The 22,152-nt window shown below is 72.7% G+C and carries 16 protein-coding genes; 7 read left to right on the top strand and 9 right to left on the bottom strand.

Annotated features, from left to right (window positions below):
* Window positions 1-107: 107 nt before the first annotated feature.
* The 6 genes from N5I75_RS15890 to N5I75_RS15865 form a co-directional block, all read right to left on the bottom strand.
* Window positions 108-701 carry a helix-turn-helix transcriptional regulator gene (locus tag N5I75_RS15890; protein ID WP_476678057.1) on the bottom strand — a complete coding sequence of 198 codons (594 nt, stop codon included), beginning with the start codon at window positions 699-701 and terminating at the stop codon, window positions 108-110.
* A gap of 543 nt (window positions 702-1,244) precedes the next feature.
* Entirely contained in the window at window positions 1,245-4,142 is a 2,898-nt protein-coding gene (locus tag N5I75_RS15885) for a helix-turn-helix transcriptional regulator (RefSeq protein ID WP_476678055.1), read from the bottom strand.
* Between the two features lie 483 nt (window positions 4,143-4,625).
* The gene (locus tag N5I75_RS15880; RefSeq protein ID WP_476678053.1) at window positions 4,626-7,514 is read right to left on the bottom strand and encodes an AAA family ATPase; all 2,889 of its coding nucleotides are present in this window, start codon (window positions 7,512-7,514) and stop codon (window positions 4,626-4,628) included.
* A gap of 244 nt (window positions 7,515-7,758) precedes the next feature.
* Window positions 7,759-9,168, bottom strand: a complete 1,410-nt coding sequence (locus N5I75_RS15875; protein WP_476678052.1) for an acyltransferase — start codon at window positions 9,166-9,168, stop codon at window positions 7,759-7,761.
* Between the two features lie 7 nt (window positions 9,169-9,175).
* Window positions 9,176-10,396 carry a cytochrome P450 gene (locus N5I75_RS15870; protein WP_476678051.1) on the bottom strand — a complete coding sequence of 407 codons (1,221 nt, stop codon included), beginning with the start codon at window positions 10,394-10,396 and terminating at the stop codon, window positions 9,176-9,178.
* Window positions 10,397-10,458: 62 nt separating this feature from the next.
* Window positions 10,459-11,706, bottom strand: coding sequence for a cytochrome P450 (locus N5I75_RS15865; RefSeq protein WP_476678049.1), 1,248 nt, complete (start codon window positions 11,704-11,706; stop codon window positions 10,459-10,461).
* Between the two features lie 256 nt (window positions 11,707-11,962).
* Here N5I75_RS15865 and N5I75_RS15860 point away from each other — a divergent pair, with 256 nt between their 5' ends.
* The 4 genes from N5I75_RS15860 to N5I75_RS15845 all read left to right on the top strand — a co-directional run bounded on the left by N5I75_RS15860 (window position 11,963) and on the right by N5I75_RS15845 (window position 15,331).
* Entirely contained in the window at window positions 11,963-12,208 is a 246-nt protein-coding gene (locus N5I75_RS15860) for a ferredoxin (RefSeq protein ID WP_476678048.1), read from the top strand.
* Window positions 12,209-12,219: 11 nt separating this feature from the next.
* Window positions 12,220-13,467, top strand: a complete 1,248-nt coding sequence (locus N5I75_RS15855) for an activator-dependent family glycosyltransferase (protein WP_476678046.1) — start codon at window positions 12,220-12,222, stop codon at window positions 13,465-13,467.
* 71 nt (window positions 13,468-13,538) lie between these two features.
* Window positions 13,539-14,546, top strand: coding sequence for a dTDP-glucose 4,6-dehydratase (gene rfbB, locus N5I75_RS15850; protein WP_476678045.1), 1,008 nt, complete (start codon window positions 13,539-13,541; stop codon window positions 14,544-14,546).
* Entirely contained in the window at window positions 14,540-15,331 is a 792-nt protein-coding gene (locus N5I75_RS15845) for an AfsR/SARP family transcriptional regulator (protein ID WP_476678043.1), read from the top strand. The genes rfbB and N5I75_RS15845 overlap by 7 nt, the downstream gene beginning before the upstream one ends.
* A gap of 38 nt (window positions 15,332-15,369) precedes the next feature.
* On the opposite strand, the gene N5I75_RS15840 is transcribed toward N5I75_RS15845, so the two are convergent.
* Window positions 15,370-16,374, bottom strand: a complete 1,005-nt coding sequence (locus N5I75_RS15840) for an NAD-dependent epimerase/dehydratase family protein (protein ID WP_476678041.1) — start codon at window positions 16,372-16,374, stop codon at window positions 15,370-15,372.
* Between the two features lie 205 nt (window positions 16,375-16,579).
* On the opposite strand from N5I75_RS15840, the gene N5I75_RS15835 reads away from it, so the two are divergent.
* Window positions 16,580-17,176, top strand: coding sequence for a dTDP-4-dehydrorhamnose 3,5-epimerase family protein (locus N5I75_RS15835; protein WP_476678040.1), 597 nt, complete (start codon window positions 16,580-16,582; stop codon window positions 17,174-17,176).
* A 52-nt stretch (window positions 17,177-17,228) separates the two neighbouring features.
* Window positions 17,229-18,434, top strand: a complete 1,206-nt coding sequence (locus tag N5I75_RS15830; RefSeq protein WP_476678038.1) for a macrolide family glycosyltransferase — start codon at window positions 17,229-17,231, stop codon at window positions 18,432-18,434.
* A gap of 61 nt (window positions 18,435-18,495) precedes the next feature.
* Here the strand turns inward: N5I75_RS15830 and rfbH are convergent, their stop codons facing one another.
* On the bottom strand, window positions 18,496-19,797 hold the full coding sequence (gene rfbH / locus N5I75_RS15825; RefSeq protein ID WP_476678036.1) for a lipopolysaccharide biosynthesis protein RfbH: 1,302 nt from the start codon (window positions 19,795-19,797) through the stop codon (window positions 18,496-18,498).
* 325 nt (window positions 19,798-20,122) lie between these two features.
* On the opposite strand from rfbH, the gene N5I75_RS15820 reads away from it, so the two are divergent.
* Complete coding sequence (locus N5I75_RS15820) at window positions 20,123-21,487, top strand: acyltransferase (protein ID WP_476678034.1); 1,365 nt, start codon at window positions 20,123-20,125, stop codon at window positions 21,485-21,487.
* 39 nt (window positions 21,488-21,526) lie between these two features.
* Here the strand turns inward: N5I75_RS15820 and N5I75_RS15815 are convergent, their stop codons facing one another.
* Window positions 21,527-22,147: an HAD family hydrolase gene (locus tag N5I75_RS15815; protein ID WP_476678032.1), complete on the bottom strand. Its 621-nt coding sequence runs from the start codon at window positions 22,145-22,147 to the stop codon at window positions 21,527-21,529.
* Window positions 22,148-22,152 lie beyond the last annotated feature (5 nt).

Here is a 22,152-nt window from a genome sequence, read left to right as displayed (position 1 = left end):
GACACAGGTGTCGCTGGCAACGCAGACAAAGCGGGTGTCGCGGTGTTGTGCCCAGTACGGCCTCGCCGCGACGAGAAGAGGTGCGGAAGCGGAACGGCGAAGCGCCGTTACTTGATGAACTCCGGCAGCACCCGCGGCGGCCACTGCGCGACCGACAGCATGCCCAGCGAGTGGGCGCGCGCCACCAGAGCGGCGCGGTTGGGTGCCTTGAGCTTCCGCAGCATGAGACCGACGTGGTACTCGACGCCCTGCCGGCTCAGGTAGAGCCGCGACGCGAGCTGCACCGTCGACGCGCCGCTGGCCACTCCCTCGAGAACCTGCGCGTCGAGCTTGCTGAGCAGCCGCTCCTTGGGGTTGAGGACGGGCTCGTCGGGGTCCGTGCCGTCCACGGCCTCGTCCGGCCGCACCTGCACGACGATGCCGGCCAGGAGCCCGGTGGTGTTCTGCACGGCGATGCCCGTCAGCTCACCGGAGAAGGCCCGGCCCTCCTCGTGCAGCCCGACCATGCGCGAGGCGAAACGATTGCAGCGCCCCTCCGAGAGCCGGTTGAAGTGGCGTTTGAGCACCGAAGGGGAGCTGGGGTGCAGAAGCTCGAACAGATTCCGGCCGCAGACGTCGACCGAGGTGCGGCCGAACGGGACGGAGAAGTCGGGCTCCGCCGCCACGATGTGCATATCGGTGTCGATGTGCGCGGTGTACATGCGGCGGTTGGCCGGTGGGTGTGGCCGGCCGTCGTGCTGCGCCCGCTGAGGAGCTGAGGAAGTGTGCGGAGCCGCCGTCCTGTCTCTGTTGTGCCAGGGGCCTGCTATTCGCGTGGTCACTGCGACGCACCGTCTTTCTGCATTCACCTGTGGGGGATCTCTGCCTGTGGGCAGATTCGATCGGAGGCGGTGCTGCGTGCCGGGGTCGTGAACATTGGTCGATGGCCCGTCATGAGCGCCTCTGATCAACTGAGGTTGAGCCTAGGAATGCTCGAGCGGACGGGTCAAGCAAACTTTTGCGTGGCCGCAAAACATTGTGGTTCGGTGGTTCGGTGGTGCGGTGGGGGAGGGACCGGGGCGGCGTCGCCGGGTGACCCGCACCCCGTCTGAGCGGGCATTGGTCACTCATAGTGAGGTGTTCGCCTCGTCTTCATGACGGGTTCGGGTCGGCTGTGTGTCGTGCCGCGGTGGCGGCCGGAACGAGACGCATGGATGCCCGCCCGTTTCCCGTCCGACGGTGTCCGTATCGTGCCCGATTCGGGATCACGGATCCCCGCCGAGCCTTTTGAGTGCGGTCTGCAGTTCGGGTCGCCCGGATATCCCGAGTTTTCGATACGAGTTGGTGAGATGTTTCTCCACCATGCGGGAAGAGGTGCCCAGTTGACCGGATATCTCGGAGTTGCTGAGGCCGCTCGCGGCGAGGCGGGCGACTTTGCGCTCCGAAGGGGTGAGCCGGCTGCCGGGCGCCTCGGATCCGCCGGTCCGCTCGGCCAGTTTGCCGCGTATCTGCTCGGCCAGCCGGGGCAGGTCGTGGTCCTGGGCGAGCTCCAGGGCCCGTTTGAGGGTCGCCACCCTCCGCTTGTGCTTCGTCTCCTGGTGGGTGGCGAGTGCGTACAGCGCCCTGCACAGGTCGTAACCGTCGTTGCCCTTCGTCAGCAGTGCGACGGCCTCGTCGAGCGCCTCGATGCCCGCTCGTCCGGCGGTGACCCGGCCCAGGACGATCAGGGAGCGGCCCAGCCGGGAGTCGGCCCCCCAGACGCGGTACCGGTCGACCTCCAGCCGCGCCGCCGCCATGGCCTCCTCGTGCTCGCCGAGGCGGCGGTGCATGAGGGCGGCGCACGAGGACCAGGGCACGGCGACCGGGTTGAGCCAGCCGATCTGCTCGATGCGCCGGCCCGCCATCCGGTAGTGGTCGAGCGCGGCCCTGGGCTCGTCGCGCCGCGCCGCGAGCGATCCGCGCGCGACGTGCAGGATGGCCGCCAGATGCTCGTTCTCGGCGTGCAGCCGGTGCTGGGTGAGTATCTGCTCGGCCAGCTCCGGCCTGCTGGTGTTCATGGCGACGATCGCCAGGATGGCCGCGCACACGGTGGGCAGCCCGCCGGTCTCGGGACCCGCGAGGGCGTCGGCTTGGATGATCTTGTCCCGGGCGTAGGTCCGGTGGCCGTCGGCGAGGGCGACCAGGGCCTGTTCGCAGCGGATGACGGCCTGTTCCACGTCGCTGCCGCGGCGCTGGGCGAGCCGGTTGGCCTCGCGGAGCCAGTGGGCCGCGCCCTCGACCTGTCCGGCGCCCGCCAGGATGTTCACGACCAGCGGCACGGTGCTGTGGACGTGTTCGGGGGTGGGGGGTTCGCGTTCGAGGAGACGAGTGGACAACGATGTCAGTTGGTGTGCGGGCGCGGCGTTGGCCACGAACGCGATGTGCATCAGGGAGCTGACGAGTTCCCTCTCGCCCGTCGTGGCGAGCCGGGGCGTCGGGCCGAGATCGCGGAAGCGGCGCAGGGCCCGCTGGATGTGCCGGGGGTCCTGCGCGGACGCGACGTGCTCACGCGCCTCCAGACGCAGGGCCAGTTCGCGTTCCATCCAGTCCTCGGTGTCCGAGTGCCGCAGTTCGTCGGCGACGGCGGCCCGGATGGTGTCGATGCGGAACGTCGGCGGGTCCATCTGGAGCGGCCCGAGCCGCACGATCGCCTCGGCCCGCTCCCGTACCGAGCCGAGCAGCGGCATGGCCTCCACCACGTGCCGCAGCGAGGCGGCGGTGGCGAAGCTGCGTTCGGCGGTCGCGAGGTCGACGAGCAGCCGGGCCCGGTCGTGCCCGGAGAGCGAGGAGTCGAGCAGGGCGCGCCGCAGATAGCGTGCGGCGTCCCGGGGCGAACCGCGGCGCAGAGCGCTGTCCGCGGCGGTCCGCAGGATCCGCACCGCCTCCGGGCCGCTCAGGGAGATCGCGCCCATGAGCTGCTCCGCGGCGAGTTCGGCCGGGTGCCCGGTGCGGTGCAGCAGTTCGGCCGCGACGCCGCGCATGGCGGTGCGCTCCTCGGGGGGCATGTTCTCCTCGAGGAGGTCCCGCAGGACCGTGCCCGAGGTGAGCCGGCAGGCGCGCGGGTCGGCGAGGCCGACGCGGCGCAGCACGTCTAGGGCCTCGGTGAGCCCTGCGTGGTCGAGTTCGGCGAGGCGGGCGACGGACTGCCCGTCCGCGGCCGAGCCGAGGACCGTCAGCGCGTAGGCGGTGCGGCGCACATGGTCGGGCTGTGACCGCAGGAAGGCGTCGAGGCGCTGGCGTACGCGTTCGGGGCGCAGGGTCGCGGCGACGGCGGCGTCCGCCGCCGTGGGGCGCAGCCGCAGGTAGTGCGCCTCGTCCAGGACGGTGCGCAGCAGCAGGGGGTTGCCGCCGGTCCGTACCGCCATGCAGTCCACGAACACCGCGTCCGTGGTGTCCCCGAGGGCCTTCTCCACGAGCAGGCGCACGCTGCTGCGGCCGAGTGCGGACAGTTCCAGGGTCCGGTCGTGCGTCTCGTCGGTGGCCTCGTGAGGGTCCTCGGCGGCGACGGTCGGCCCCGCCGTGCCGTCCAGCGGGGCGAGGAGGTCGCGTACGTGCTGCCGGTTGCCGCGGACGTCGCCGGGGAGCACGGAGAACACGAACAGGATCCGTCTTCGCGCGCGGTGCGCCAGGGGCAGTGCGAGCGCCTGCAGCGAGTCGATGTCCGCCCACTGGAGGTCGTCCACCATGAGGACGAGGGGCCGGTCCTCGGCGAGGGAGCCGAGGAGGGCGGCGAGCCATCGGGGGGCGTGCTGCCAGGTGAGCGCGGACCAGGGCGGGCGCCCCGTGGAGGGGTCGTCGGGCGGGTTCGCGGGCGATGTGTCCTCGGGCAGCGCTTCGGCCGCTCGGCGCAGCAGGTCCGCGATCTCCTCGGGCGGGGTGACCCAGCGCAGCGAGTCGACCAACTGCCGTACCACGCCGAGCCGGAACTTCTCCTCGGAGGCCGACGCCTGCGCCCTGAGCAGCAGGATGCCCTGCTCGTGGGTGAGGGTGGCCAGGGCCTCCAGGAACGCCGACCGGCCTGTGCCCATGGGGCCCTGGACGACCAGGAGCGAGCCTTGCCCGTTCACTGCGCGGCGCAGTGCTGCGGTGGCCTGCGCCAGGGCCGACTCGCGTTCTAGCAACAAGGTGCTGGTACTCCCTCATGTGCGCCGGCGGGGCGGGGTGCGGTGAGGCCGACGGCGCGTGGCCCGGGAACCGGGTGCGGACAATGCGAGAAGCGGCTCATGCCAGGTGGAGTCCCGGGGGTGCACTCAGTGTTGCTTGAAATCTTGAGCGTCAGCAGATCACGGCGAGGGGTGTATCAGCAAGAGGAGAAAAAAGGACAATAGCGCAACTCGTTTATGCGCCAAATTGCAAAAAGCGCTTGCCTGCTGGTGGCGGGGGCCATGCGGACCCCGACGCAGCAGGTCAGGGCGGGCCGGCCGAAATCCAGGGCGGATCCGCCGACCGGCGCGGAGCCTTTCCTGTCGAAACGCTGTCGGTTTCCTCCGGGCGCCCCGCATGCATTGACGGGCATTCAAATGGACGCCGACAACGGCCCGCTGCGCGAAGTCGGGACCGGATTTCGCGTGGCCGCGGCGCTCAGTGCCCGTACCGCCTACGGTCGGTCACTTCTTCCGCGCGCCGGCACTGGCGTCCGCGGACTCCAGGGCGTCCCGCAGCTCACGCCGCCCGGACAGCCCCAACTTGCGGTACACCGAGGTCAGATGGACCTCCACGGTCCGCTGCGTGACGAACAGCGTCTCCGCGATCCATGCGTTGGACCTGCCGTCCGCCGCGAGACGGGCCACATGGGACTCGCTCTGCGTGAGCGCCGCCAGGCCACGGGAGACCGGGCGGCGCGGCCGGGCCCCGGTGGCGAGCAGCGCCCGGTGGGCCACCGTGTGCAGGGACTTGGCGCCGATCGTGTACGCCTCCTCCCAGCCCAGCCGCAGTACCTCGCGGGCGGCCTTCTTGTAGCCGAGCCGCTGGAGCGCCTGCCCGCGCGCGACCCGGACCCGGGCGCGCAACAGCGCCGCCTCGGTGCCCGCGAGGACCTGCTCCGCCTCCTCCAGGAGCGGCGGCCGCTCGTCGTCGCCGACCGCCTGCGCCCACAGCGCGAGCCCCGAGCCCAGCGCGCACGGCAGGTCCGCGGCCCGCGCGTGGCCGACGGCCTCCTCGGCCAGGGCGAGGGCCGCGCGCTGGTCGCCGAGGGCGAGATGGGTGTGCCCGGCCCAGTACCACCAGGACGAGAGGGCGGGGCTGAGGCGCTGCCACTGGGCCTGTCTACGCCCGCACTCCTCCAGGTGCGACAGGGCCCGCTTGGGGTCGTTCGTCGCCAGATGCAGTCGCCCGCGGGCGCACAGCACCTCGTTCCACTGCCAGGCGTCGTCCGGTGCGGGGTCGGGGATCTCCTTCTCCAGCGCGGACGCCCCCGCCATGTCGCCCTGGTCGAGGAGGGTGTGCAGACGCACCGCGAGCGCGGACGCGTGACGCGCGGTGGCGCGCGGGACGGCCACGTCCTCCAGGACCGTCGCGGTGGCGCGCAGCGCCTCGTCGAGCGCTCCGAGGCGGTGGTGCGCCTCCGCGCGGAGCGCGAGCAGGCTCGGATAGGTCTGGTCGAGCAGCGGGTCGGTGGCGTCAAGGAGCCGCCGGTAGACCCGCTCCGCCTCGTGGGGCAGGTCGGCGTAGAGGAAGACCGAGGCCGCGGAGCCGAGGAAGGCGGTGGCGTCGGTGGTCGACGCGCCGCGGCCGATGACGAGGCGGGCGGCGGCGACGGATTCGGCGACGCGGTCCAGGCGGGAGACGCAGATGACGGCGCGGGCCGCGAGCAGGGCCCGCTCCTCGGCCGTGTCGCCGGGCAGCGAGAGGTCGAGGGCCACGGTCTGCAGGAGTTCGCCGTAGCCGACCCGGTTGGCCGTGGCCGCCAGCAGCAGTTGCGCCTCGATCAGTTGCCGGCCGGCGACGCCGGACGCCGGTGTCGCCGCGTCCGAGGGGTAGCGGCCGAGCAGTTCCATCGCGCGGGCCACCTGCCCTTGCCGCGTCAGCGCCTCGGCGAGAGCGCCCAGCGCCGTCACCCGCACCTCCGACGAGGACGCCCGCTCGAGGCCCGCCATCAGATGGCGGACGCTGGCCCGCGGGTCGACGCGTATCTCGGCCACGCCGAGTTCGACCAGCAGACTCGGCTCGCAGGCATCCTCGGTGCCCTCGGGCACGCAGGGCCGCAGCAGCTCCACCGCCCGGCCGGGCGCGGCGCGCCGCATCGCCTCCCGGGCCGCCTCCCGCAGCACCTCGCGGGCCCACGGCTGGCGCGCGGCGTCCGGGGCGCGGCACAGGTGCTCGGCCACGTCCGCGGGCCGCGCCCCGCTGTCGTGCAGCAGCCGTGCGGCCCGGCGGTGGGCGCGGGCGCGTTCGTCCTCGGGCAGGTCGCCGAGGACGACGTTGCGCAGCAGGGCGTGGGAGAAGGACCAGGTTCCGTCGCCGCCCGAGGTGACGAGCCCGATGGAGATCAGCATGAGGACCGAGCGGGCGAACGCGGTGCTGTCCAGATGGGCCAGGCGCGCGCACGTCTCCGAGGTCGCGCCGTCGCCGAGCACGGCCAGCGCCCGGGCGGCCTGGACGGTGGCCTCCGGCTGCCGGTGCAGCAGCCGCGCCGCCCGCAGCCGGAACGCGGGGACGTCGTGCTCGCCCATCGATGTGAAGCGGTCCGCCGTGAGCGGCAGTTTCTCGTCGCGCAGCGCCATGAGCAGCCGGGTCACCATCAGCGGGTTGCCATTGGTGGCGGCCAGGCAGGACTCCTGGAAGTCGGCGTCGGTCTCCGTCCCGATGAGCCGGCGGGCCAGGCGGCCGATGCCGTCGCTGGTGAGCGGCCGGGGCCGCAGGATGTGGCAGAGGGGCAGGGCCGCCACCTCGTTCAAGGGCGGCACATGGCTGCCGCTGCGTCTGGCGACTGCAAGGAGTACGGGCAGTCCGGCCAGACGGCGCGCGGTGTGGGCGAGGAACTGCAGGGACGCCGGGTCGGCGTCGTCGGCGTCGTCGACGGCGATGACCAGCGGGCCGTTCGCCGCGGCGGACCGGACGCTCTCGTGCAGTTCGGCCAGCACGCCGAAGGAGACCGTCGAGGCGTCGACGTCGTGGCAGGGGAGCGCGCGCGGGCGGCCCTCGGGGCGGCCGGGCGCGCTGGGCCAGGCGGTCGGCGGGAGCCGGGCCGCGCCGTTCGCGCTCAGCGCGGTCAGCAGGGAGTGCGCGGTGCTCAGCGGGAGCCGGTGTGCCGCCTGTCCGGCCTGGGTGTGGGCGATGTGCAGGCCCCGCGTCCGGGCCTGGGCGAGCAGCGCGTTCAGCAGGGTCGTCTTGCCGATGCCGTCGGGGCCTTCGAGGACGACCAGGGAGGATCCGCCGGCCGCGGTGTGCCGGGTCAGTTCGGCGAGGAGGGCGAGTTCGTGCTCGCGCTCCACCGGCTCCGGGTCCGGTCCGTCGCTCGGCCGGTCCCCGGGTCTGTCCCCGTGCGCAGCGGTCATCACCCTGTCCTCCCTCCGGAACACCGGCGGCGGTCCGGGACATGTGTGTGCGGTCCGAGGGGAGGTTGCGTGAAGACCGCCGGCCGGACCCCGCACTTCCCCCGGTCCTGGCTATCCTGGCCCATTGCAGGCCGGGAGGAGTGTCAGATCACTCCCTTCCCACAGTTGGGCTCTTCATCCCACCTGTTCTCGTCCGAGTCGGGATGCGCCACGGCCACCGAAACCGGACGCGCCCAACTGCGCTTCATCGACCGGCAGTTGACCCGCTGTGCGCGTGCAGGCGCTCGCGCCAGGGAGCGGTGTCCACGAGGGCGGCGTCCGCTTCGGGCAGGCACAGGTAGACGTCCCGGTCCCCGTCCTCCTCGGGCGTCGGCGCGATGTGCACGGTCGGCACCGGAAGGTCGGGGAACTCGTACCAGAACGGCCGTCCCCCGCCCAGGTCGATCCGGTACAGCGGGAACTGCGACCAGTTGTTGACCGAGATGCCCGATGTCGCCACGTCGGGCGCCCGCACCGACATCACATGGCGCGAAACGCCTTTGCGCCGCCAGGAGTTGAGGAACGCGATCTCGTCGCGGATCTTGTCCTCGGTGTTGCTCTCCAGACAGCGCCGCACCTCCCACGCGACCGTGCCCAGCGGCGCTTCGCGCAGCCGGCCGGCCGTGAGCGAGGTCCAGCTGTTGCTGACGCAGTTGCCCCAGTACGACGCCGGCAGCGCGCCGCCGAGACGGTGCTGCACGCCGACGATGAGGCCGAGCCATTCGGCGGCCTCCGCGGGGCGGGCCCGCAGTGCGCCGAGGATCTGCCACAGGTGGGCGGTCAGCGCGTCGTTCGTCGACACCCAGGCGCCGGGCTCGGGGAGGGTGCGCTGCGCCTCCGCCTTGAGCGCGGCCAGTTCCCCCGCGCCGAACCGGGTCGTGACGGTGGCGAGCTTGTTGCTGCCCGCCCGCAGCGTGGTCGTCAGGTGCCGGAGGCGGCCCACGCCGAGGAACGCGCGCCCCTGCCGCGTCGCCGGGTCCGCCGACGGCCGGCCAAGACCGTCGAGGATCTCGCGGGCGTGGGAGGGACCGTCCCACGGGAGGCCGAGGTGCTCGCGCGACCAGCTCTCCAGGAAGGCGACGGTGCTGCCGCCGTCCGCGAGGCTGTGGTTGATGAGCACGCCGAGGACCGAACCGCCGCCGCGCATCCGGGTCAGCCGGACCTTGAGCAGCGGGGTGTCCCGGCCGACGACACCGAAGGCGCTCACCTCGCGCAGCATGTTCCCGATCACCGGCGCGGCGCGCAGCCCGTGGCCGTAGTCCCGCATCGGGTCGGGGCAGGACGCCTCGGTGAACCGGACGCCCGCGTCGTTGCAGACGACGCTCAGTCCGCCGTCCGCGTCCCGTTCGAGGCGCCCCGCGAGCAGCGGGTAGCGGCGCAGGACGCGCGCCAGGGAGTCGCGCAGCGCCGCGCCGTCGAGGGTCTCGCGGTAGAAGAACGTCAGCGGCGTGTACCACGGGCCGGTCAGCAGGTCGTAGCCGCTGAGCCGCACGCGGCGGCCGTCCGCCTCACCGGCGCGGACGGTGTGCACCCGCTCCACGCGGCTGTCCACGACCGTACGGAACGCGGTGGCCCCCTTCTTCCCGTCGCCCGGAGCGGTGTTCTTCTTCGTCACGGCCGCCTCAGTCCCAGGCCAGGAGGAGCCGGTCCACGCCGTAGTGCACGGCGCGGTCGCGCAGCGGCACCTCGTCGGCCGGGGTCGCGAGGCGCAGCGTCGGGAACCGCTCGAAGAGGGAGCGCAGCCCGATCCGCATGCTGGAGCGGGCCAGGTGCTGGCCCAGGCACTGGTGCGCGCCGAAGCCGAGGGCGAGGTGCTTGCGCGGGATGCGGGTCACGTCCAGGCGGTCGGGGTCGTCGAAGACCTCGGGGTCGCGGTTGGCGGCGGGCAGCGAGAGGACCACCGTCTGACCGGCCTTGATGGTGGTGCCGCCGATCTCGACGTCCTCGATCGCGCACCGGCTCGACCCCATCTGGGAGATCGTCAGATAGCGCAGCAGCTCGTCGACCGCGCCCGCGTCCCACAGCTCCGGACGCGTGCGCAGCAGCGCCAGCTGGTCCGGGTGTTCGAGCAGTGCGAAGGTGCTCAGGGCCAGCATGTTGGGCGTGGTGTCGAGCGAGCCGCCCAGCGTGAGGACGGCCAGGTTGACCAGCTCGTCCTCGGTCAGCTCGCCGGTCGCGGAGAGCCGTCCGAAGAAGTCCTCGCCCTGCCGCTCCATCCGCTCCTTGACCATCGGACGGATGAGCCCGTCCATGGACTCCACGTGGTGGATGAACTCCTCCAGCGTGTACGTGAGCGTCATCAGCGCCGAGAAGTGCTCCTGGATGCCGTCCATCAGCTCCGGGGAGACGTCCATCAGCGAGCACACCGAGCGCAGGCTGACCTTCTCCGCGAAGTCGCTCACCAGGTCCGCGGGGGAGCCCTTGGCGGCCATCTCCTCCAGGGCCTCGTCGACGATCCGCGTCAGGTGCGGCTCGTACTCCTTGATGCGGCGCAGCGTGAAGTGGCCCGCGAGGAGGCGCCGGTACTTGGTGTGCTCGGGGGCGTCCATCTTCGCGAACGAGCCGGGCGGCGAGGGCTGCGGCGCGTACTCGGTCATCGGGAACGGCGGCGCGACGACGTGGGCGAGGAGTTCGTTGCGGTGGCTGAAGCGGTCGTCGGCGAGGATCTGCCGGACGAGGTCGTGGCGGGTCACCAGCCAGCCGGACGTGTCCTTGGGCGCCACCTGGAAGGTGACGGGGCTGACCGGCTCCTCGGCGCGCAGCCGTGCGTACGCGGCAGGCGGGTCGAACGGGCACTTCCCGCGCTCGGAGGGGATCACGGGCGGGTCGGGCCTGGTCTTCATGGACTCACTCCGTCGGCGAAGAGGGGAGGGGCGAATGGGGGGAGGAGCGGGGCGCGGCGGGCTCAGGCGCGGTGCACGCGCAGCGGCAGGTGCCGTGCGCCGAAGACGTTGGTGCCGTGCCAGCTGAGCCGCACCGTGGGGTCGACGCCGATACGGTCGTAGCGGTCGAGCAGGGCGTCGAGGGCGATCCGGCCCTCGAGGCGGGCGAGCGGGGCGCCGATGCAGTAGTGGATGCCGTGACCGAACGCGGCCTGCCGGGAGTTGGAGCGGCCGGGACGGAACTCGTCCGCGCCCTCGAAGACCGCGTCGTCGCGGTTGGCCGAGAGGAGCCACAGGTGGATCAGGGTGTCGGGGGCGACCTCGACACCGTCGAGCGTCGTCGTGGCCGTGGTGACCCGCTCGATCCGGGTGAAGGGCGGGCGCAGCCGCAGCGTCTCCTCGATCACGGCCGGGATCAGCGAGCGGTCCGCGCGCACCTTCGCGAAAAGTTCGGGGTCGCGGTCCAGGCACAGCAGCGCGTTGCCCACGAGGACCGAGGTGGTGATGTGCCCGGCGAGCAGCAGCAGGGTCGCGAAGCTCGCGATGTCCTCGTCGTCGAGGCGCTCACCGTCGAGTTCGGCGCCGACCAGGGTGCTCAGGAGGTCGTCGAGCGGCTCCTTGCGGCGGGACTCGATGAAGCCCTGGAGGTAGGCGGAGATGGTCACCGCCGTCTCCTCCATGCGGCGCACGCTCTCCGGGTCCTCGGGGTCGGTGGACAGGAGCTGGTCCGCCCAGCCCTGGAAGCGGCCACGGTCCTCGGTCGGGACGCCCAGCATGCGCGCGATGACCGTCACCGGCAGCGGGTTGGCCAGCGTGTCCACGAGGTCGAAGGCGTCCTCGGCGGCGCTGTCCAGGAGCTGCCCGGTCAGTTCGGTGATCCACGGTTCGAGGCCGGCGATGAGACCCGGGGTGAACGCCTTGCTCACCAGGCGGCGCATCTTGCCGTGCAGCGGCGGGTCAAGGAGCAGCAGCGTGCCGCGCGGGGCCTGCTTCTCGCCGCCGGAGAGCCTGCCCACCGTGTCGGAGGAGAACGTCGCGGGGTCGGCGAGGATCCGCTGCACGTCCGCGTGGCGGAAGACGTGCACGTTGCCGCTGCCGTCGCACCACACGGGGCGCTCCGCGCGCATCCGGGCCGCCCAGGCAAGCAGGGTGGTGCCGCCGTCCGGTTCCACGGCCGGCGGACGTCCGGGTTCCACGGCCGACGGGCTGCCGAGGCCGGAGTCCGCCTCGGGTGCCGGGTCGAGCACGTCCGAGGTGCTTTGCTGGGCCACCCAGGGTCCCCTTTCACAGGTGTCGTACGACGGCTTCGGCCACGGAGATCCATCAGCGGGGATCCGTCGGAAGGGCCCTGCTCGTCCGATCGCCCGGCCACTCCAGCACGGGGGCTTCGCGGCGGGCCAGCGCGCATGGCGCTGTCTAGGGATTCACCGAGTCTTGGCGGCTCGGGGCCCTTCGCCCCGGCGCCGGCACCGCAAGATGGGCTCGCTCCGGCATCCGGTCGAAGCGGCGAGCGCGCAGGAGGCCCGCATGGACATCGCGATCGACCACGACAAGTGCATCGGCGCCGGACAGTGCGCGCTGATCGCCCCCGAGGTCTTCGACCAGCGCGCCGACGGAATGGCGCTGCTGCTGGTCGAGCGGCCCGGCGCCGCGCAGGCCCCCGCCGTGCGGGAGGCCGCCGAGTCCTGCCCGCTGAGCGCCATCTCCGTGGCGGAGGCAAGCGCGACGGACGGCGTGAGCGCCGCCCCGGGGCGCCCCCACGGATCCGACTAGGAGAGGAACCCATGCGCGTCCTGTTCGCCGGTCTGCCGGAGAAGTCGCACGTCTTCACGATGGTGCCGCTGGCCTGGGCCCTGACGGCCGCCGGGCACGAGGTGCTCATGGCCAACGCGCCGTCCCTCAGCGATGCCGTCACCGGCGCGGGCCTCGTGGCCGCGCCGGTCGGCACCGACCACGACGTCCACCAGGACATGGCCCAGGCCCGGGACTCCCAGGACGCCGACGTCGCCAACTGGAGCCGCCTCGGCTACGGCGACGTCGACCACGCGAGCCTCGTGGAGCGCTACTCGATCAGCGTCCCGTACGGGTTCGCCCGCTACAACGACCCGGTCGTCGACGACCTCGTGGCCCTCGCCCGCGACTGGAAGCCCGACCTGGTGATCCGCGACCCCATCGCCTACGCGGGCGCCATTGCGGCCCGCGCCTGCGGCGCCGCCCACGCCCGCCTGCTGTGGTGCGCCGACGTCTACGGGCAGGCCCGCAGCACCTTCGTCGAGCTCGCCCAGGACGTCCCCGCGGACCAGCGCGTCGACCCGCTGGCCGACTGGATCGACGAGCGCGGCCGCGCCTACGGCGTCTCCTGCGACGAGGAGCTGCTCAGCGGCCAGTTCACCCTCGACACGCTGCCCGAGAGCCTGCGCCCGCCGAGCGACCTGCACCAGGTCTCCATGCGGTACGTGCCCTACAACGGCGCGGCCGTGCAGTGGGCCTGGCTGCGTGAGCAGCCCAAGCGGCCCCGCGTCTGCGTCACCCTCGGCCGCACCAACACCGAGGCCTACGGCGGCGACTACGTCGACGTCCCCGGTCTGCTGCGCGCCCTGTCCCGGCTCGACGCCGACATCGTCGCCGCCCTCATGCCCGAACAGGCCGAGCACCTCGGCGACCTGCCGCCCAACGTCCTCGCCGCGAGCGGCGTGGCGCTGAGCACGCTGCTGCCCACCTGCTCCGCGGTGGTCCACCACGGCGGCTGGGGCACCTTCTCCACCGCCCTGGTCAACGCCGTGCCACAGCTCGCCCTGTCCACCCTCGTCGCCGACCAGGAACTGCGCGGCCGCAGCCTGGAGGACAGCGGCGCGGGCCTCTTCCTGCACCACACCGACGCCGCCCCCGAGCGGGTCGCGGACCTCACCCGGCGGCTCCTGGAGGACCCCTCCCACGCCGCCGCGGCCGCCCGGCTGCGCGACGAGTCCGCGGCACTGCCCACCCCGCACGCCGTCGTCGGGGAGCTCGAACGGCTCGTCGCGGCCCGCTGAACCACCACCCGCACATCCTAGGAAGGAGGACGGCGCCCGCTCGGCCCGCCCGGTGACGCGCCGCACCCAGCATGAGTAAGACGCGCATCCTGGTGACCGGCGGGGCCGGCTTCATCGGCTCCCACTACGTCCGGACACTCCTCGGCCCCCTCGGCCCGCAGGACGTCACGGTCACCGTCCTCGACGCCTTCACCTACGCCGCCAACCCGGCCAACCTCGACCCGGTGGCCGGCAGCGACCGCTACCGGCTCGTCGTCGGCGACATCTGCGACAGCGACCTCGTCGACCGGCTGATGGCCGAGCACGACCAGGTCGTGCACTTCGCCGCCGAGTCCCACGTGGACCGGTCCCTGGCCAGCGCCACCGAGTTCGTGCGCTCCAACGTGCTCGGCACCCAGTCCCTCCTCGACGCCGCGCTGCGCCACGGCATCGACCGGTTCGTGCACGTCTCCACCGACGAGGTCTACGGCTCCATCCCCGAGGGCTCCTGCTCCGAGGAGCAGCCCGTGAACCCCAACTCGCCCTACGCCGCGTCCAAGGCCTCCAGCGACCTGATCGCCCTGGCCTACCACCGCTCCCACGGCCTCGACGTCCGTGTCACCCGGTGCTCGAACAACTACGGGCCCTACCAGTTCCCCGAGAAGATCATCCCGCTGTTCGTCACCCGCCTCCTCGCGGGCGAGAAGGTCCCGCTCTACGGCGACGGCCTGAACGTGCGCGACTGGCTCCACGTCGACGACCACATCCGCGCCGTCGAACTGGTCCGCACCCGCGGCCGGGCCGGCGAGATCTACAACATCGGCGGCGGCACCGAACTCGACAACCGGGGCCTGACCGCGCTGCTCATCGAGGCGTGCGGCGCCGACGAGGACAGCGTCGAGTACGTCACCGACCGCAAGGGACACGACCGCCGCTACTCCGTGGACTGGCGCAAGGCCCACGTCGAACTGGGCTACAAGCCGCAGAAGGACTTCGCCGAGGGCCTCGCCGAGACGGTCGACTGGTACCGGGACAACCCCCAGGTATGGGGCAACGCGACGCAGCCCGGCCGGACGGGGGCGGGGGCCGCACCGTGCTGACCTGGCACACTCTGGGCCCGCTGCGGGTCTCGTCCGACGGCCGCGATGTCACCCCCACCGCGCCGAAGGTCCGCCAGGTCCTGGCCGTGCTGCTCGCCCGCCGCAACACCGTCGTCCCGCTGTCGGTGCTCACGGCCGAACTGTGGCCGGGCCAGCCGCCGCGCAGCGCCGTTCCCACCGTGCAGACCTACGCGTACCAGGTGCGCAAGGCGCTGCACGGCGGCGAGGACCCGGGCCCCGGCGAGGAGGGCCCGCTCGCCACGCGCGCCCACGGCTACCTGCTGCGGGTGGGGCCTGGGGAGTGCGACGCGGAGGAGTTCACGCTCCTCACCGAGCAGGCGCGGGCGGCGCTGGCCGACGGCGATCCGGCCGGTGCCGTCGCGCTCCTCGACCGGGCCCGGCCGCTCTGGGACGGGCCGCCGTTCGCGGACGTCGTCCACGGCCCCGCGCTGCACGGCTACTCCCTGCGCCTTGAGGAACTGCACCTCCAGGCCGAGGAGTTGCGCATCACCGCCGGGTTCCGGCTCGGCCGGCACCGTGAACTCGTCGCCGAACTCAAGGAACTGGCCTGCGCGCACCCGCTGCACGAGTGGTTCCAGGGCACGCTGATCATCGCCCTGGAGCGGTGCGGCAGGCGCAGCGAGGCGCTGGGGGTCTATCAGCGCCTGCGGGCGCAACTGCGGGACGAGCTGGGCCTCGACCCCTCACCCGGTCTCCAGCGCCTGCGCCAGCACGTCCTGACCGACGCGGTCAGCACCGCCGACCTGGACCTGCTGCCCGGCTGACCTCTCCGGTCACCGGGCGGCGGGTCCACGTCGGCCGCTCACGCACCGGCAGCGGGCGCCGCGTGCTGCTCCGCGGCGGCCCGCCACAGGTCCTCCACCATGTCGCGGGCGGTGCGTCGCGGCTCCCAGCCCAGGACCGTACGCGCGGCCGAGATGTCCACGGCCATCCAGTCGGTGTCCGGCAGCGCCCGCGCGCCCGCGACGGGCCGCTCCACGAGCCGGGCGGGCCGGCCGCTGAGGGAGATCAGCAGGTCCACCATGTCCCGCACGGGCTGCCAGGCGCCGCTCGCGATGTTCACCACGCGCCCGGCGGCGCCCCGCGCGCGCACGGCCGCCACGACGGCCCGTGCCACGTCCTGCGCGTCGACGAAGTCCCGGCTGCTGCGCAGCGGGGAGACCCGCACCTCAGGGGGTCGCCCCTGCGCCGCCTGGTCGAGCAGTTGCGCGGCCACCTGTCCGAGGAGGCTGCCGCGCGGGGTACCGGCGCCGATCACGTTCGACAACCGCAGCACCACCGCGTCCACGGCGCCCGCCTCGACGGCCCGCAGCACGGCCCGGGTCCCGTGCAGTTTCGTCCGCCCGTAGTCGTTGGCCGGCTCCTCCGGCGAGGACTCGGTCAGCCACACCCCGTTCGGCTGCGGCGTGTACTCGTGGACGGATCCCAGCTGCACGAGGCGCGGCCGGTGGCGGGCCGTGGCGAGCGCGGCGAGCAGACGGTCCACGAGGAGCTGGTTGCTGCGGCGCATTCCGTCGGCGGTGGGGGACCACACCTCGCCCGCGGCGTTCACGACGGCGACCGGGCCCGTCCCGTCGATGAGGTCGACCAGCGCCCGGGGCCCGGAGTCGACCAGATCCATGGGGTGGAAGCGCCAGGACGCGGGCGTCTTGCGGGGCTGCCGGGCCACGGCGATGACCTCGTAGCCCGCGCGCTCCAGGGCGCTGCCCACATGGCGGCCGACGAATCCGGTCGCCCCGAGAACCACCACCCGGCCGGACCCCGTGTCCGCAGCGTCGGGCCGTTCCGGCGCGCCGACCTCCGCCATGTCCCCTACTCCTCCCGGTCCCGCGCGGTGCGCGCCCGTCCAGCGTGTGCCGTCCCGCCGAGAACGCGGGGTGCGACCTCTCCACTGAAGCAGCCGCCGTTCGAGGAGCGCGCGAGGACGGATCGAGTGGAGCGGGTCACCGACGGTCCTCGATCCGTCCTTGATCGGGAAGCCCTACGGTGTGGCCACCATGAAGGTTCGAGAGATGGCTGTGCCGGACGCGTACCACATCACCCCGCACCAGCTCCGTGACGAGCGCGGCAGCTTCTACGAGTCGTTCCGGCACGACAGGCTGGCCGAGGAGATCGGCAGGCCCGTGCCCGTGGCGCAGGTGAACTACTCGGTGTCGCGCCGGAACACCCTGCGCGGACTGCACGGCACGCTGCTGCCGCCCGGGCAGGCCAAGGTGGTGAGCGTGGTGCGCGGCGAGGCCCTCGACATCGTCGTGGACCTGAGGATCGGCTCCCCGACCTGGGGAGTGCACGAGGTGAACCGGCTGTCCGCGGACTCGGGGGAGACCCTGTTCGTCGCCGAGGGCCTCGTGCACGGCTTCCTCGCCCTCACCGACGACACCTGTGTCTCCTACCTGTGCTCCACCGTGTTCGTGCCCGGGACACAGGTGGACATCGACCCCTTCGACCCCGAACTCGACCTGCCCTGGGGCCTGTCGGAGGCGCCGCTGATGTCGCAGAAGGACGCGTCCGCGGTCTCGGTTGCCGAGGCCCGCGAGGCGGGACTCCTCGCCCGCTACGAGGACTGCCTGACCCACTACGAGGCGCTGCGCGCCGCCGACGCCCGCTGACCCACTGGCCGCCCGGCCCCCGGCGGGCCGGCCGACACCCACCGGAGAGCCGATGCCGCCCGGCACCCCCACCCCCGCCCGTCACTACGCCCTGCTGCTCTTCGCGGACTTCGGCCACATCGCCCCCACCCTGGGAGTGGCCCGCGAACTCATCGCGCGCGGCCACCGCGTCACCTACGTCGTCGACGAACGCTTCGCACCGCTCGTCGAGGAGTGCGGCGCCCGCGCGGTCACCTACACCTCCGCCCGCGGCGACTTCTACCGCGCCGCCGACCCCAGCCCCGACCGGCTCGCCCGCGACGGCTACGACCTCCTCGTCGACACCGTCCGCACCGTCTTCCCCGCCGCCCGCGACGCGCTCGCCGCCGACCCGCCGGACGTGCTGCTCTACGACTTCGAGACGGTCGCCGCGGGCCGGGTCGCCGCCCGCGTCCTGGGCGCCGTACCGGTCCAGGTCTGCCCGAGCCACGCCGCCAACGAGACGTTCTCGCTGCGCGCCCAGATGTGGGACCCCGGGCATCCGCTGATGGCCGAGGGCGCCAAGGTGCTCATCGGCTTCATGGGCGAACACGGCATCGGCCTGGAGGAGATGGGCCGCTACGGCACCGAGTGGGACGAGCGCAATCTGGTCTTCCTGCCCCGCGCCTTCCAGATCGAGGGGGACAGCTTCGACGACCGGTTCGTCTTCGTCGGCCCCACCTTCGCCGAGCCCGGCCCCGGTCTGTGGGCGCCGCCCTCGGACGGGCGCCGCGTCGCCCTGGTGTCCCTCGGCACGGAGTCGTCGGACCGCGGCGACTTCTTCCGGCTGTGTGCGCGGGCGTTCCCCGCCGAGGACTGGCATGTCGTCATGACGCTCGGCCGGGACACCGACCCCGCCGCCCTCGGACCGCTGCCGCCGCACGTCGAGGCGCACCCCTGGCTGCCGCACCCAGCCGTGCTGCCGCACGCCGACGTGTTCGTCTGCCACGCGGGCATGGGCAGCCTGATGGAGTCCCTTGCCTACGGCACGCCCGTGGTGGCACTGCCCCGCGCCCACGAACTGGATCTCAGCGCCAAACGGCTGGAGGAGTGCGGGGTGGGCCGCACCCTGTCCAGGACGGGCCTGAGCGCCCAGAGCCTCGCGGACACGGTCGCCGGTCTGCTCGCCGACCCCGGGACACCGGCCGCCCTCGCCCGGATGCGGGACGCCGTACGGGAGGCGGGCGGTGCCACCCGCGCCGCCGACGTCCTCGAGACCTGGTCCGACCGTTCCGCCTGAGCCCCGCTGGACGAAGAAGGGGCCGGCACCGTCCGGTGCCGGCCCCTTCTTCTCATGGCGTTCAGTGCGGCAGCGTCACGTACTCGCTGACGGTGTTGATGCTGTGGTCGATCATCTCGTCGGTCAGGCCCGGGTACACCCCGATCCAGAAGGTCCGCTCGGTGGTGATGTCGCTGTTGGTGAGCGGTCCGCTGACCCGGAACTCCCGGTCCTCGTACGCGGGGTGGCGGGTCAGGTTGCCCGCGAAGAAGCGGCGGGTGGCGACCTTGCTCGACTCCAGGTGGTCGATGAGCGCGCCCGGCTCGAACGGCGCGTCCGGCCGGACCGTGAGGGCGAAGCCGAACCAGCTCGGGTCACTGCCCGGCGTCGCCTCCGGAAGCAGCAGGTGCGGCAGCCCGTCGAGACCCTCGCGCAGCCGCGCCCAGTTGTGCCGCCGGGCCGCGCCGAACTCGTCGATCCGGCTCAGCTGCTGCAGGCCGAGCGCCGCCGACACGTCCGTCGACTTCAGGTTGTAGCCCACGTGGGAGAAGATGTACTTGTGGTCGTAGCCCTCGGGCAGGGTCCCCATCTGGTGCTCGAACCGTTTGAAGCAGCGGTTGTCCTCGCCCGGCTCGCACCAGCAGTCGCGGCCCCAGTCCCGCATCGACTCCACGATCCGCGCCAGGATCAGGTTGTCCGTCAGGACGCAGCCGCCCTCGCCCATCGTGATGTGGTGGGCGGGGTAGAAGCTCTCCGTCGCCAGGTCGCCGAACGTTCCGGTCAGCTGTCCCTCGTAGGTGCTGCCCAGGGCGTCGCAGTTGTCCTCGATGAGGAACAGGTCGCGGTCTCGCGCCAATTCGGCGATCTCGCGCACCTGGAAGGGGTTGCCGAGGGCGTGCGCCATCATGATGGCCCGGGTGCGCGGGCCGATCGCCTGCTCCACCCGCTCCAGCGAGGCGTTGTAGGTGCCCAGCTCGATGTCGATGAAGACCGGGGTCAGCCCGTTCTGGAGGATCGGGTTGACCGTCGTGGGGAACCCGGCCGCGACCGTGATCACCTCGTCGCCCGGCTTCAGCCGGTCCTCGCCGAGCTGCGGTGAGGTGAGACTGCTCAGCGCCAGCAGGTTCGCCGACGAACCGGAGTTGGTCAGATGCGCCTTGCGCAGACGGAAGTACTTCGCCAGCGACCGCTCCAGCCTGCGTGAGCTGACACCGGCGGCGATCCGCATGTCGAGCGCGGCCTCCACCAGCGCCACGCGGTCGTCCTCGGTCAGGACGGCGCCCGAGGCGAGCACCGGGGTGATGCCCGGCACGAACCCCGACGAGACAGTGGAGCGGTGGTACTCGCGGACCAGGTCGAGGATCTCGGACTTGTCGTTCCCCACGGCTGATGGCCTCCTGTGTGTGCCGGTGGGGACGAGACGGACGGCCGGCTCGCAGTCGAAGCGGGTCCCCACGCCCGTATCGTTCGATCGGGAGAACCCCAGATCAGCACGGGCCCCCGCCCGCGGGCCAGATACGTCGGCCGAATCTAGGGATCCACCAAACATCGGCCGCCCGGAGGACCGGTCGGCAGGCCGGATGGGGGGCCGGCCCGGCGTACCGGCCCGGAAGACCGCCCGCCCCGGTTCTAGGGGATTCCCGGCTCCGCGCGCGGCAGTCTGGAGCGACCGGCCCGTGTGGGTCGTCCGCCCATCCCTGGAGACACCGATGAAGAACGGCCGCCCGCCGGGCACCTCCGCGCGCACCGTCGTCCTGCGTGGAGGAGGCCCCTCCGGCGGGCGGGTGCGGCTCGGCGTGCACGACCTGATGAACGGCACGTTCGCCACGCCGCGCACCTTCTTCTACCGGCGGACCCTGGACGCCGACGCCGTCGAGGACTCCCTGCGCCGCACGCTCGCCCAGTACCCGCTGCTCACCGGACGCCTCGAACGCGACCCGGACGGCGGACTCAGCGTGGCCTGCGACGACGCGGGCGCGGTCTTCGCGGTCGCCCACTCAGACCGGCCCATGCCCGACTACGGCCCCGACCGGCCCGCCCGCGCGGACCTGCGCCGCTACCTGCACTCCGTCAACGCCTTCCGCGTCGTCGGCCACGACACCCCGCTGCTGTCCGTCAAGGTCACCCACATGCGCGGAGGCGGCTCCGTGCTCGGCGTGTCCATCAACCACGCCGTGGTCGACGGGGGCGGCTACCTGGACTTCCTGCTCCACTGGTCGCGCACGCACGCGGGGGAGGAGAGCCCCGCCGCGCCGTACGACCGGGCCCTGCTCGACGGACTCGCCGACGGCGTGCCCGCCGCGCCGGACGATCCGCAGTACCGCGTGATCACAGGCCGCCAGAAGTTCGGGTTCATCTGGAAGGTCAACGCGGGCTCGCGGCGGCTGCGCACGATCACCGCCCGCTTCACCGCCGACGAGGTCCTCGCACTGCGCGAGACGGCCCGGACGGGACAGGGAACCGACCAGCAGGCCGCCTCCAGCGGCGACGCGCTCGGCGCCCACCTGTGGCGTGTGCTCGGCGCACTGCGCGACCGGGACCCGGCCGCGCAAGAGCGCCTGGGCATCGTGGTCGGACTGCGCGCCGCGCTCAAGGACCGCCTCCCGGACGGCTACTGGGGCAACGCCGTCTCCAACACCACGGCCGCGCTCCCGGCCGGCGAGCTGCGCCGCGAACCCCTCGCGCACACCGTCACGGCGCTGCGCGCGGCCCTGGACCGCGTCACCCCCGACCGGGTGCGCCAGGAGACCGCCTACCTGGAGGCCCAGCGCTCGGCCGGCCGCTCGGGGCGGGTGTTCAGCCGGATGTCCCTGGACGCCTTCGAGGGCACGGTCGCCCTGAACAACTCCAGCCGCCTGCCCGTCTACGACATCGAGTTCGGCGCGGGACGGCCGTTCTGGTTCGAGTACCCTGCGAGCCCCATCCCGTGGACGGTGCTCATCACGCCGACCCCGGCCGACGACCACAGCCGCGACGTCCACCTGAGCGTTCCGCGCGACGCCGCCGACGCCCTGCGCACGCCCGAGTGGGCCGCGCGGCTGCACGAGCCCGCCGAGCGTCTGCGCCCGCTGTGAGCTGAACGAAATTCATCAGGGCGGCGCAGGAGCCCGGCATCAGACCCTGGAGGCCGTCAGGCATTCAAGGGCGGGGATCACGGCACGCAGATCGTCGCCCTGGACCGAAGTCGCCGTACGGGCCCGCGCCTCGGCCCGCGCGTTGAAGGCGATGCTCAGGCCGACGGAGTCGAAGAGGGGATCGTCTGCCGGACAGGCGCCCACCGCCGCGCATTCCCGCGGCGAGAAGCCCAGTTCGTCCGCGCGCCGGAGAGCGAACTCCCGCTCGGCCGGGGGCTTCGGCGCGTCACCGGCGTTCCCCGTGAAGCGGCCGTACACCGCGTCCAGGGGCTGCCCGAAGTAGGAGTGGAAGCCGAAGCGCTCGGCGAGATGGGCACCGATCGGCGCCCAGACGAGGCTGGAGACGACCGGCACGAGACCGTTGCTCCAGCACCAGCGGGTCGTCTCCTCGATGCCGGGCAGCAGCGGCAGATCGGCGAGTCGCGTGTGCAGCGCCTTCTCGGTGACCCCTGCCCAGCGAGCCGGATCGGTGTCCCCTGTTTCGTGCACGCTGACGGGTCCGCTCAGCCCGAGGCGTTCCTCGACCAGGCGGCACAAGCTGTCTCCCTGGACGAGCACACAGTCCACGGAGAAGAACACGGCGGCGGTATGAGCAAACATGACAG

The sequence above is a fragment of the Streptomyces sp. R818 genome, assembly GCF_056172735.1.
The sequence above is the reverse complement of the archived record's forward strand: the minus strand, read 5'-3'. Positions and strand labels throughout refer to the sequence as shown.